Annotated in this window: 11 protein-coding genes, 1 rRNA gene and 1 riboswitch; of the genes, 8 read left to right on the forward strand and 4 right to left on the reverse strand. The window is 44.8% G+C overall.

Features of this window, described 5'->3' with window-relative positions:
• Positions 1 to 5 precede the first annotated feature (5 nt).
• From BUC22_RS13970 to BUC22_RS13990, 5 genes are all read left to right on the forward strand, one after another.
• Positions 6 to 860 (forward strand): shikimate dehydrogenase, encoded by an 855-nt coding sequence (locus BUC22_RS13970; RefSeq protein WP_013379291.1) that lies wholly within the window; start codon positions 6 to 8, stop codon positions 858 to 860.
• Between the two features lie 13 nt (positions 861 to 873).
• Entirely contained in the window at positions 874 to 1,455 is a 582-nt protein-coding gene (locus BUC22_RS13975; RefSeq protein WP_013379292.1) for an HDIG domain-containing metalloprotein, read from the forward strand.
• A 91-nt stretch (positions 1,456 to 1,546) separates the two neighbouring features.
• Positions 1,547 to 2,599: a nicotinate-nucleotide--dimethylbenzimidazole phosphoribosyltransferase gene (gene cobT, locus BUC22_RS13980; RefSeq protein WP_013379293.1), complete on the forward strand. Its 1,053-nt coding sequence runs from the start codon at positions 1,547 to 1,549 to the stop codon at positions 2,597 to 2,599.
• A gap of 30 nt (positions 2,600 to 2,629) precedes the next feature.
• A complete protein-coding gene (locus tag BUC22_RS13985; RefSeq protein WP_013379294.1) occupies positions 2,630 to 3,067 on the forward strand; it encodes an ACT domain-containing protein in 438 nt (145 codons plus the stop codon).
• A 200-nt stretch (positions 3,068 to 3,267) separates the two neighbouring features.
• Entirely contained in the window at positions 3,268 to 3,921 is a 654-nt protein-coding gene (locus BUC22_RS13990; protein WP_013379295.1) for a TetR/AcrR family transcriptional regulator, read from the forward strand.
• A 59-nt stretch (positions 3,922 to 3,980) separates the two neighbouring features.
• On the opposite strand, the gene nudC is transcribed toward BUC22_RS13990, so the two are convergent.
• The 4 genes from nudC to BUC22_RS14010 form a co-directional block, all read right to left on the reverse strand.
• On the reverse strand, positions 3,981 to 4,808 hold the full coding sequence (gene nudC / locus BUC22_RS13995) for an NAD(+) diphosphatase (RefSeq protein WP_013379296.1): 828 nt from the start codon (positions 4,806 to 4,808) through the stop codon (positions 3,981 to 3,983).
• A 213-nt stretch (positions 4,809 to 5,021) separates the two neighbouring features.
• Positions 5,022 to 6,440 carry a glutamate decarboxylase gene (gad, locus tag BUC22_RS14000; protein ID WP_013379297.1) on the reverse strand — a complete coding sequence of 473 codons (1,419 nt, stop codon included), beginning with the start codon at positions 6,438 to 6,440 and terminating at the stop codon, positions 5,022 to 5,024.
• A gap of 80 nt (positions 6,441 to 6,520) precedes the next feature.
• Complete coding sequence (gene gadC, locus BUC22_RS14005; protein ID WP_013379298.1) at positions 6,521 to 8,158, reverse strand: glutamate/gamma-aminobutyrate antiporter; 1,638 nt, start codon at positions 8,156 to 8,158, stop codon at positions 6,521 to 6,523.
• A 192-nt stretch (positions 8,159 to 8,350) separates the two neighbouring features.
• Positions 8,351 to 9,889, reverse strand: coding sequence for a sensor domain-containing diguanylate cyclase (locus BUC22_RS14010; protein ID WP_041689825.1), 1,539 nt, complete (start codon positions 9,887 to 9,889; stop codon positions 8,351 to 8,353).
• A 414-nt stretch (positions 9,890 to 10,303) separates the two neighbouring features.
• Here BUC22_RS14010 and BUC22_RS14015 point away from each other — a divergent pair, with 414 nt between their 5' ends.
• The 3 genes from BUC22_RS14015 to BUC22_RS14025 all read left to right on the forward strand — a co-directional run.
• Positions 10,304 to 11,236: a magnesium transporter CorA family protein gene (locus tag BUC22_RS14015; protein ID WP_013379302.1), complete on the forward strand. Its 933-nt coding sequence runs from the start codon at positions 10,304 to 10,306 to the stop codon at positions 11,234 to 11,236.
• Between the two features lie 71 nt (positions 11,237 to 11,307).
• Positions 11,308 to 11,438: riboswitch (FMN riboswitch) on the forward strand.
• 88 nt (positions 11,439 to 11,526) lie between these two features.
• A complete protein-coding gene (locus BUC22_RS14020) occupies positions 11,527 to 12,090 on the forward strand; it encodes an ECF transporter S component (protein WP_013379303.1) in 564 nt (187 codons plus the stop codon).
• Positions 12,091 to 12,505: 415 nt separating this feature from the next.
• A 16S ribosomal RNA gene (locus BUC22_RS14025) occupies positions 12,506 to 12,744 on the forward strand; the annotation flags it as partial.

A 12,744-nucleotide genomic window follows, 5' to 3' on the forward strand; every position in this document is an offset into this window, starting at 1 on the left:
GCGTGATGGTAGAGATTACAGGAACAACACAATTGATCTGTCTGCTGGGGAGCCCTGTGGCCCACAGCGTATCGCCGGCAATGCACAACATGGCCTTTTCGCTATTGGGGCTGGATTATGCCTACCTTGCCTTTGAGGTTGGCGAGACGCAGCTGGCAGAAGCCGTAAAAGGGCTGAAGCTTCTGAATGCCCGGGGCTGGAACCTGACCATGCCAAACAAGACAAAAATGTGTGAGCTGGTCGATGAGCTCTCACCAGCGTCGCAGCTCATGGAGGCTGTCAACACGGTCGTCAGCGAGAACGGTGTATTAAAGGGCTATACGACCGATGGCAGCGGCTATATGCGGATGCTGCGCGAATATGGCGTGGATGTTATCCATAAAAAGATGGTGCTGGCCGGGGCCGGCGGTGCGGCCCGGGCAATTGCCATACAGGCGGCCCTGGATGGTGTGGCAGAAATTGTGATCTTTAACCGGAGCCTGGACAAAGCCGTTAAAATCGCCGATGATATCAACAGGCACACTGGCTGCATCGCCTCGGCCTACAGCATTGCGGACACCGCTCAGCTCAGCAAAGCGCTTGAGAGCGCGGCGCTGTTCACCAATGCCACCCAGATTGGCATGGCACCAAGATCCGGTCAGTCGGTGATTGAGGACAAAGGCCTGCTCCATCCCGGGCTTGTGGTATCTGACATTGTATACAACCCCAGAGAAACCAAGCTTCTAAAAATGGCGGAGGAACAGGGCTGTAAAACCGTCGGCGGTCTGGGCATGCTGCTCTGGCAGGGGGCAGACGCTTTTAAACTGTGGACCGGACACGAAATGCCGGTATATGACGTCCAAAATAAATATTTTAAATAACAGGAGGCAGAATATGTCAAAAATGTTAACCCGAGATGAAGCCCTGGCGCTTCTGAAGGAATACAATGAGAGTGACGCGCTGGTAAAGCACGGCCTGGCGGTAGAAGGTGTTATGCGCCATTTTGCGCGGAAATACGGCGAGGATGAGGAAAAATGGGGAATCGTCGGACTCCTCCATGACCTGGATTATGAAAAGTATCCGGATCAGCACTGTGTAAAGGTTCAGGAAATTATGCAGGAGCGTGACATCGACCCCGAAATCATCCGGGCAGTGGCCAGCCATGGCTATGGAATCTGCGTGGATATCGAGCCACAGTCGCAGATGGAAAAGGTCCTTTACACCATTGACGAGCTGACGGGCCTGGTCAACGCCACGGCCATTATGCGCCCGTCTAAAAGCGTGCTGGATCTGGAGACCAAGTCTGTTAAAAAGAAGTTTAAAAGCAAAGGGTTTGCCGCAGGCGTCGACCGTGAGATCATTAAAAAGGGCTGTGAGCGGCTGGAAATGGACCTCGGAGATGTTATTGAGGAAGTGATCCTGGGGATGCGTGAAGTCTGCGACGCCATTGATCTCAGAGGCGAGGTCGAAAATTAACCCGAATTCGCATGAAATCATCTTTTATCGCACAAGCGGTAATGCTATAATACTATATTAGAAAAAGAAATTAACTTGAGAGGGAAATAAAATGAGTTTATTACAGGAAACCCTGGATAAAATCCAGAAAATTGACGAAGCGGCCAAAAAGCAGTCGAGAGAACGCATTGACATCCTTTTAAAACCAGTGGGAAGCTTAGGTGTTCTGGAAAATATTGCTGAACAGCTTTCAGCCATTACCGGAGAGGTCATCCCGGATATTAAGAAAAAGGCAGTGCTCTGCTTTGCAGGCGACCACGGTGTGTGCGACGAAGGCGTTTCTGCCGCGCCGCAGGTATTCACAGAGCTGATGACCCCCATGATCGCGGCCTACAGGACAGGTGTCGGCGTGCTCAGCCGCCTGGCAGGCGCCGATGTTTTCGTCTATGATGTTGGCATGATCCCAGACCTTCCGGCAGACTGTGACGCTGTGGATAAGAAAATCCGCCGCGGCACCGCCAACATGCGCAAGGAACCTGCCATGACCCGTGAAGAAGCAGTCAAAGCGCTGGAAATCGGCATTGAAGCCGCCAATGAAGCCATTGAAAAAGGCTATAAGGTTCTAGGAACCGGTGAGATGGGCATTGGAAACACAACCCCAAGCACTGCGATTTTTGCCGTTTTGGGCGATGTTGATCCAGAGGAAATTACCGGTGTGGGCGCCAATCTTTCAGAAGACCTGACAAAAAACAAAGCACAGGTTATCCGCGATGCTATCGCTTTAAACAAACCGGATAAAAACGACCCGGTCGATATCCTGTCAAAGGTTGGCGGTCTGGAAATCGCGGCCATGACAGGCGTCATGCTCGCAGGCGCGGCCTGCCATGTGCCGGTTGTGGTTGACGGCTATATTTCTACCGCATCCGCCGCCATTGCCATTGCCCTGAAACCAGAGGTCAAGGATTACCTGATCTGCTCGCATGCTTCTGATGAAAAGGGCGCAAAATTTGGTTCAGAGCTGTTGGATTTTGCACCGTTTTTACACATGGATATGCGCCTGGGCGAAGGCAGCGGGGCTGCGCTGGCTTTTTATCTGCTGGATGCCGCAGTTGCCATGAACCGCGATATGGCCACCTATGCAGATGTTAATATGGACGTTGTTTAAAAAGGAAAACAGAGAAACAGGAGGCAGAATATGATCAGACAGGTATCTGTATTTATACAAAACAGAGAAGGCCGCCTGAGCGAGATGCTCAAGGTATTAAAGGCCGAAGACGTTAATATCCGTTCCTTAACCATCGCGGAGACCGCTGACTACGGCGTTGTCCGCCTGATTTTACAGAATACGGATAAAGGGCTGGAGGCGCTCAGAGAAGCGCATATCATGGCGAATGAAACAAATGTCATGGCGGTTGAGATTCCAGACCGCCCAGGCGGAATGAGCGATATGGTTGAGCTGCTGACAGAAGGCGGCGTCAATATTGAGTATGCCTACTCCTTCCTGCCGCAGAACACCTCCAACGCCATTATCATTTTTAAGATTGATGAAGACGACGACGAAAAGGTGCGGGAAGTCTTTGACAAGGAGCCCCACGCCAATCTTCTGGAGAGTGATGAGCTGCTCATGAAATAAAAATAAAAAACAGTGTTGCCTCCCCGGAGTCAACACTGTTTTTTATTAAGATAAAATCTCGTAAAATCAAAGCTTTCTTATTTTTTTATGGACTTTTTTTCAAAAAATAGATATAATAAAACCAATATCCAATTTTAATAGTGAATAAATAATTTTTACAGTAAAAACCCCACCCCAAATTAACGAGAAAGGAACTGTTAATGGTAGCTAAATCAAAAAAAGGGACGCTCACCAAACAGAACATTATTAATGCAGCCAAGCAGCTTTTTTATGAAAATGGCTATAATAAAACAGGTATCCAGGATATAGCGGATTATGCTAATGTAAAGCTGGGAACAATCACATATTACTTTAAGAAAAAAGATGATATGATTTCTGATATTTACAATACCTTTTTTATGGCGCTTTATGATTATGTTTCTGAAGCGTCAGAAAAAGACTTGAACCTTTACACCAAGTATTGCTTTACACTGGTGCTGTATTACAATGCGATTCTATCCGACCCCCACAATACTCTGCTGTATTACGAGGTGCTGGTTAAGGATGTGGATAATGGCGGACGCTTGTCCATCACTAAAACACTTAACCGCTCATGCCTTGATTTTTTAAACAAATCCTATACAGACGAGGACTTGGATGTTATTGCAATGGCTGAGTTTGGTTCCCGAAAAGAACTGTTCATTAACTACTATGAACGCGAGATTGAATTTGGAAAAGACCAGATGTGCTTTTATTTTGTAAAAACACTTTTCAGACTAATGGATCTGGACGGAGATATGATCCAGAACACCATCAAGCAGGCTTTTGATTTTCTGAAGAATAAAAATCCAGAGCATATCCGGTTTCTGGTTTAAACAAAAACCAACCCGTATCGCCACGATACGGGTTGGTTTTTTATGATGTACGAGTCCCTTTAGTAAAGGCCATTTTTAAACTGCATCATCATCTCATTGGTGAGGCTGAAGCCATCAGCCTTGACCGGCATCTCGTCGCGCGTAAACCATTCGGCAACCGCCAGTTCATTTTCATCCAAAGTGATGGTATCGTCACCGTCCAGGTCTGCAAAAAAGCCAAAGAGAAGAGAATCTGAAAAGGGCCACGGCTGGCTTTTATAATAGCGGATGTTCTTTACCTTAAGGCCGACCTCCTCCATGACCTCGCGCTTGACCGTTTCCTCAATGGTCTCGCCGATCTCGGCAAAGCCAGCGAGCAATGCATATTTTTTAAAAGCCCGCCCGGCATATTTGGACATGAGGATACGGTCGCCGTCTGTCACTGCGACGATGACAGCAGGGGAGATTTTTGGGTATTCCAGATTGCCGCATTCCGGACAGTAAAGCATGCGCTCATTGGCGGCAGGTTTCATGGGCTCGCCGCAGCGGCCGCAGAAACGGCGGTTCCGGTACCAGTTATACAGCTGGTAGCCGACCAGCCCGGCATAGGTCAGGTAGCGGGGGCTTGTGCGGCGCAGGACCTGCATGTTTTCGAGATAAAAGTCCTCGTTAAAAGCAGCCTCAGGCGCTTCGGAGAGGTAAAAGGTGTCCTGGCCCACCGAAAAAAGATAGGCATAACGCCCGGCCATGTCCGGTGGGATGTCTGAAAAGCGGGGAAAGGAAATGGCTTCATCGCTGTGCCTGAGAAGAATGTAATCCTCCTTGTACCATAAAATATAAGCATCCTTTTTTGGCGGGGCTGGTTCATATTCATTTGCCAGCCGGTAAGGTTCAATGTCCTGTATCATGATTTTACTCCTTTGATGCTGTGAAATGGCGTAGGGCGTAGCCGCTGCGTCTGCTACTAACTATACCACAACAGCGCCTGGACGACAATGCAGCCATTAAAAAACAACCCGTATCGCCGCGATACGGGTTGTAGTGGATTAGAGGAGTGGATAGGAGACACTCCTGTTCTATTGGTTAGGAGAGGAAAACATCAAACGGTTTTGATGTTCTTATTAGTGCGTAAAACCATATACGCCCTTGTTGTTAACCTGGTCGCCGCCATGTGGCAGAATGTGTGCTTCGTCCAGTTCCTTGATCGCGCGGTTCATGTCTTCCATGAGCAGAACGCCAAGCTGTTCACTTAAGTCAGCACGGACAACGACTCTCTGGATAATGTCGTCCTGTAAGTTTTCCGGCAGTGGATAAGCCGGTACCTGCCAGCCCTTCATGCGGATACGGTCAGCAAGGTCATATAAGTTCCATTCTTTATTTGCGTCTTTTTTCATCTTCCAGCAGACGATTGGTAAGTTGGAGCCATCGTTGTAGATTTCAAATAAACCGGTTTTTTCTAGTTCTTTAGAGATATACATGGCAACGTCTCTTGTTCTTTCGTGAATCTTCTTGTAGCCTTCATAGCCATAACGTAAGAAGTTGTAATACTGTCCAATGATCTGGCTTGCAGAGCGTGAGAAGTTAATGGCCATTGTCGGCAGGCTGCCGCCTAAGTAGCTGACGCTGAAGATCAGTTCCTTCGGCAACCATTTTTCATCTCTCCATAATACCCAGCCAATACCTGGATATACCAAGCCGTATTTATGACCGGAAGTATTGATGGAAACAACATTTTTAAGACGGAAGTCCCATTCCAGGTCTGGTTCAATAAACGGTGCAAACATACCGCCGGAAGCGCCGTCGACATGGATGTAAATTGGGAATTTAGGGTTTTTCTGGTTATAGTCTTCGACTAAAGTATCCAGAGCTTTGATGTCGTCAAATTTACCAGTGTAGGTAATCCCCATGATACCGACAATACCGATGGTGTATTCATCAACGAAATCCATAACGGTATCCATGTTCATGCTCATATGCTGTTCATCCAGGGGTACGAGACGCATTTCGATATCCCAGTACACACAGAATTTTTCCCAGCATACCTGATAACCAGAGGAGATAACCAGGTTTGGCTTTTTAGCTTTTACATCTAAGCCCTGCTTGATCGCATTGTTACGCCATCTGAATTTCATGGCCATACCACCAAGCATACAAGCTTCGGAAGAACCTACGGTAGAGGTGCCTAAGAATTTTTCATCATCCGGTGCATGCCACAGATCAGCAATCATATTGACACAACGGTTTTCGAGTTCAGTTGTCTGAGGGTATTCCGATTTATCAATCGCATTTTTTTCAAGTGTTTCAGCCATGATTTTTGTAGCTTCTGGTTCCATGTAAGTCTGGCAGAAGGTGGAAAGGTTCAGTCTGGCACTTCCTTCATCCAATAAGTCATCTTTGATTAAGCGGTAAGCAACCTCCGGTTCAACTGGGTCCTTGCGAAGTTTGTATTTGGGTAAGGGTTCATCACTTGCTTCTGTACCAAAAATTGGGGTTAAGTAGCGATCCTTTAATTTGTCCTGATCATCTTTTGAATATAACATTTTGATTACCTCCTAAAAATGTTTGAATTAAATTTATTTATGTCAAGCCAATGATAATTGACGACACAGCGTAAAATAAGTTATTTTTTAGTGGACAGCTTGTCCGCTTTGCTCGTTTGAGCGGTCTGCGCTGCAGCTGCGGCCTCCTGGGCTGGGTCAGCAATCGGCGCGGTTTCCTGATTCATGTAATCTTCAGGATCTGGATTAATATGATGTTCGCCACGGCCTCTTAAACTGATGTAATTGAAATGACCTGGACGGTCTGCCATGGTAACATGCTGTGGTTCTTTAATCTTCTTGCCCTTCTTATCATGCAGTGCGTAAATGATGAATGGTACGATAACAGCCAGGATAAAACTGATCATCAGAACCGTTTCGTATTTTCCGTCGTTTGTCGCTGCAAGCTGAGATGGCGGGAAGAAAGAGATAATAAAGGTAGCAACCGACATAATCAAGCCGATGCCTGCCAGAATGGTCTTACCAGCTGTGCCGCCAGGTACCTGGTAAGCACGTTTGAGATCCTTGTGTTTGTAGACAAGAACAAAGTAGCCGATAAAGAAGAGAATATAACCGACCAGATAAAGCACAACGGTCAGTGAAATTGCAGTTAAGAATGAAATGTTTGCGCCGCCGCCGCCAAAGGTCAGAACAGCTGCCCAAATGGTGACGATAACGCCCTGTACCATAATCAGCGGAACAGGAACATTGTGTTTGTTGACTTTTTTGAAAACACCAGGTAAGATACCTTTTTGTGCTGTGGTGTAAAGACCTCTTGAAGGGCCGACAACCCAGGCGCTTACTTCGCCCATAACGCCGACCGCAATCATGCAGGCAATGATTTTAACCAGCCATCCAAGATGTGGATTAACATGATTCATCAAAGCGGCGAACGCCTGGACAACACCAGAGTTCATGCTTAATTCGCTTGCCGGAACGGAAGCCGCAACCGCCATACCACCGATGGTGTTTAAGATAATGGCCATAATGACCAGCATAAACATGGCCAGCGGATAGTTCTTGTTGGCGTTCTGCAGCTCATTGACGTGTGAGGCAGAAGCTTCAACACCCATGAAGGCCAGAACGAATGAAGCGAAAATTACCAGCGTATTGATTTTAGAAAAATCAGGAATGAATGCTTTTGCGCTGATTTCGACATTCAGCGGACCGCCGGTTGTAAAGTAAGCAATCGCCAGACCGAAAAGAATAATGGCCGGAATAATGATCCCGACAATCAGGCCGACTTTTGAAATGATCGCGGTGTACTTGGTTCCGCCGAGCTGAGAGAAGGTCAAGGCCCAGAAGACAACTAATACGCCGATAAACTGTATGGTCGGATTGCTGCTGAGTGCAGGGAAGTCAAACACATACGAGAATGCGCCGAGAATGAAATAAATCATGGTGACAAAACCGACGGTTATTTGGAACCATTGAAAAAAGATTGCGGCAAAACCCCATCGTTCACCAAGTGTATTTCCGACCCAGGCAAAAATACCACCGTCCTGCCAGCCATCGACCGTCGCCATTTCAGCGGCGCAGAGAGCAACAGGAATGAACCATAAAAATCCACCAAGTAATAAGAAAAATACAAGCTGGAAACCAGATGATGCAAAGGTTGGATATTCATAGACCGTCATAACCATTGAAGCAGTAATGGCAAAGAAGCCAAATAAGGTTAAGGTCTTTTTAGGTCCAGTGCTTTGCGAACTTGGTTTATTCATGTGAGAAACACCTCCTAAAAAATGTTCTTTTGGTTTACGGTTAATTACTTACCCGGCGAAATTTTGGTTTAAACAAAAAAGAAGAAAAAAGTAAAAATAAAAATTTTTATTTTAAGAATGATTGAAAAACGACAAAGATCCTTAAAAATCGCATTTAAGGCGATTTTTAAGGATCTTTTTGGGTAATTCGTCTCAATCTTCATGAAACAAATCAGCTTCTTTTTCATAGATGGCATAAGCGGAGGACTCATTATGCTTGGCATCGTACATGGCCTCATCAGCCTGGCGTATCCACTGGCTGCGGTTAATGGTATCATCCTTGAGGAAAGTGATCCCCAGACTGGCAGAAAGATTGACAGGGTGCTCTCTGAGATTTTTAATATTTTCGATATTCCGAAGGATATTTTCCGCTAAATCCAAAACATCCTTTGGATTTGAATAATTATTGATAAATATCAGGAATTCATCACCGCCCAGACGGGCAGGGAAAACATTATCGCTGGCAATGCCCTTTAGAATTTTGGCGACAGCATTGAGTGCGGCGTCGCCCATATGATGTCCGAAGGTATCATTGATGGTTTTAAAACCGTTAAGGTCAAAAAGAAAAAGAGCCTGATTGTTGTATTTTCTGAACAGCGTGTCCATTGTGTGATAAATAGACTTACGGTTTGGAATGTTGGTCAGCCCGTCAATATAAGCCGACTTCTTTAAAAGTTCATTTGTTTTCACCAGCTCATGCTTGCTGATTTCCAGGGTTTCAGTCATCTGATTGATGTTGTCAGCCAGCTCGTGAAACTCATCGTCTCCTGGAATTTCACAGCGCACAGAAAAGTTTTCATGCTGAATCTGCTTGATCTTTTCCGTCAGATAGGTAAGAGGGTTCGTAATGGTTTTGGCAAGCTGAATTCCGATAAACAGAGCGACCAGTGTAATCGTCAATGTAGTGAGAAGCAGCATGGTCTGCAGGGTGTTGGCCTCTTTAAAAACCTCGGTTTGCGTCATACAGACAACCACGACCCAGCCAGAGGTAGGGATCTTTTCGTAATTGGCAATAACAGGGGTACCATCATAGTTATAGGTAAAGAATCCAGTGTTGCTCTTTAGTCGGTTGTTTTCAACATCGGATATGAACTTTTTCAGATCTGCGTCATTATTGAGGGCGTTCTCCTGACTTTCTTCTGAGGAGAGACCTTCCTCCATAATTGTAGAAAGCTGTTTGGCCTTGGAGTCCAGAATATAGACATAGCCGCTGTCGCCCACCTTACGCTGGCTGATCTGCTGGTTAATACTTCCAATACTGACATTGCGGTTTAAAATTCCGATGGGTTTTTGGGAAGTATCGTATATCTTTATGGCCAATGCGAGGCATTTACTGCCGTTGGACGGCGTGTCCACAACTTCATTGTAGGAATCCTTGTTTTGCTCAATCAATGTTTTGAACATGCTTGAATCCCTCACGTTTGTCCCCTGATAGTTAGGGTCCGATGAAGCCACGACATTTCCGGACAGGTCGATGATTGAATTGCGATTGACAACGCTGTTTGTTTTAGCGCTGATGTTCAGGAGCTGCTGCGCCGGCTCCAGGAGCTCAGAGTTTGACGGATCGCTCAGACTCTTGGCGAAAGCGGGAATCTGAGCTGTGAATTCCAGATCATCCATTTGTGTTTTGTAAAACTCTTCCAGATAGTTGGCGATGGATTCAGAAACATCTGACAGGGCCTGCTTTCGCATCTCCAAAGAGCTTCTTGACATATAAATGCTTATAATGGAAGATAATATTAAAAGCGGTATCACCACTAACAGAATCATTAAAAGGGGGAGCTTTCTCTTTACTTTCAAAATATGTGTCACCTCCAGGAGATTTCTACCCAACTCTACTTTATTTTAACACAAGTTTAACGAGAGTAAAAATAAAAAAAGATTGACATTATTCTTTCAAACACGTATAGTAGGTAGAGGGCACAATCCTAAACAGTACCTTCATGTTTTATGTGAAGGTTTTTTCTTTGTGATAAGCCCTTAAGATACAAAAAGGAGTGATATTATGGACGCAGACCCTGGAGAGAAGCGCTTACTAAAATTGAATAATCAAGCGGTCATAATATCAGCATATATTTTGACCGCTTTCTAACGAGGGAGGTCAAAATGATCAATATTTACAAAACGATTGATGGAAAAATTGTAGAAATTGATGAAATTGAAAAGCATGCCTGGATTAACATGGTAAATCCCACAGAGGAAGAGCTTCTGTCAATTTCAGATCAATTAAATGTAGAAGAGGATTTTCTCCGTGCCGCACTGGATGAAGAAGAAATCTCACGTGTCGAGCTTGATGAGGATATGAATCAGGCATTAATAACCATCGATGTACCCATAGTGGATAAAACCTCACAGATGGTTTTATACAGTACCATACCGGTTGGGATTATCGAAACCCATGAGAACATTATAACGGTCTGTCTGCAAAGCAATACCATTATCGATGACTTTGCAAAGGGCCGGGTAAAGCATGTTTTTACAAATCTGAAAACCCGGTTTATTTTTCAGATGCTTTACCGTGTTGCGACCCGGTTCCTGGTTTACCTGAGACATATTAACCGAATGAGCACCGAAATCGAGAAGGAACTGCATCGTTCGATGAAAAACAAAGAACTTATCCAGTTATTGGATTTGGAAAAGAGTTTGGTGTTCTTCTCCACTTCATTAAAAGCGAACCAGTCCGTGCTTGAAAAGCTTCAGCGGGGGCGTGTCATCAAGCTTTACGAAGATGACCGCGAGCTGTTAGAGGACGTGCTGATTGAAGTGGAGCAGGCCATTGAGATGTCCAATATTTACAGCAATATTTTGAGCGGTACGATGGATGCTTTCGCGTCGATCATTTCAAACAACTTGAATATTGTAATGAAGGTTTTAACCTCCATTACAATATTGATGGCAATACCAACAATGGTCTCAAGCTTTTATGGAATGAACGTTTCGGGCCTGCCGTTTGCTAATTTTGGAGCAGTTGTGATTATCGTTGTGATCCTAACCGCTTTGGTAGCAATGATATTATTCAGAAAAAACATGTTCTCATAGCAATAAATTGTTCAAGCTGCTTGACAATATAGACGAATGGCGCTATAATGTATACAGAAAATTAAATGATATGTCTGTTTCAGGGCGAGGTGTAATTCCTCACTGGTAGTGATGTGCGAAGGAGCAATAAGTCTACGAGCCGAAAGGCCGATCTGGTTAGAATCCAGAACCAACGGTATAGTCCGGATGAAAGAAATTAGCACAGTTGATGCGCTTAGTATTGAGCCCTTAGGTACACAGACCTAAGGGCTTTTTTAATACGACCTGACAGACCCACAGGAGGTATCATCATGAACGTCAAAACGAAGACGATCACTCAAATGGCGGTATTGGCAGCGATGTCCATACTATTGGTCTACTTAATTCACTTTCCAATTTTCCCGGCAGCTCCTTTTTTAGAGTATGATCCGGCGGATATCCCCATTTTGATCGGTACATTTATGTTTGGGCCGTTAGGTGGCCTGGTTTTAACAGCGGTTGTCTCTATTTTACAGGGATTAACGGTAAGCTCGGCCAGCGGTATTATCGGCATTATGATGCATTTCTTTGCGACGGGAAGCTTTGTCCTAGTGGCAGGCAATATTTATAAGAAGCATCGTACACGGAAGGGCGCTGTTGTTGGACTGCTCTTTGGAGCCCTGGCAATGACGATCACAATGGTTATCTGGAATCTGATTTTCACACCGCTGTTTATGGGAACACCAATTGAGGCGGTTATAGCAATGCTCATTCCAGTCATTATACCATTTAATTTAATTAAAACAGGTGTCAATGCGCTCATTACATTTATTGTCTACAAGTCTGTATCAAAGGTTTTAGGCATGGAAATCAAAGAAACAAAGCTGGCTGAATAAGCTTGAATAAGCCATTGAGAAGCGAAATCTTCACGGATTTCGCTTTTTTTATAAAAAAAATCAAATAACCTATTGACAGTTCATAAAAAAGCTGATAAACTATGTCAAGTCGTCAGCAATAAGGCGTTGCTGATTTTGAGTAAAAGTCTTCGAAAAAAGATTTTGAAAAAAGCAAAAAAGCGCTTGACAACAGCCTGTGAGATGTTGTATCATAAACAAGCTGTCAAGGACGGCAGATGAATCTCTTCATTAATATAGATAAAGAGGTTCGGGTCATAGAAAAGAGAATAGTACCATAAAACCTGAAATTCCAGCTGAATAAAATCAGCAAAGGATAAAAACGCAAGTGCGATGAACACTTCAAAAAATCATCAAATGAACCAGATCAAGAAGCCGAAAGGCTAACGATAAACTTTTTATTGAGAGTTTGATCCTGGCTCAGGACGAACGCTGGCGGTATGCTTAACACATGCAAGTCGAACGAGAAAGTTTTGAATGATCCTTCGGGTGAAATTAGAACTGGAAAGTGGCGAACGGGTGAGTAACGCGTGGGTAACCTGCCCTATGGAAAGGAATAGCCTCGGGAAACTGGGAGTAAAGCCTTATATTATGGTTTTGTCGCATGGCAAGATCATGAAAACTCCGGTGCCATAG

It is taken from the genome of Eubacterium callanderi (assembly GCF_900142645.1).
GTDB classification, from domain to species: Bacteria; Bacillota; Clostridia; order Eubacteriales; family Eubacteriaceae; genus Eubacterium; species Eubacterium callanderi.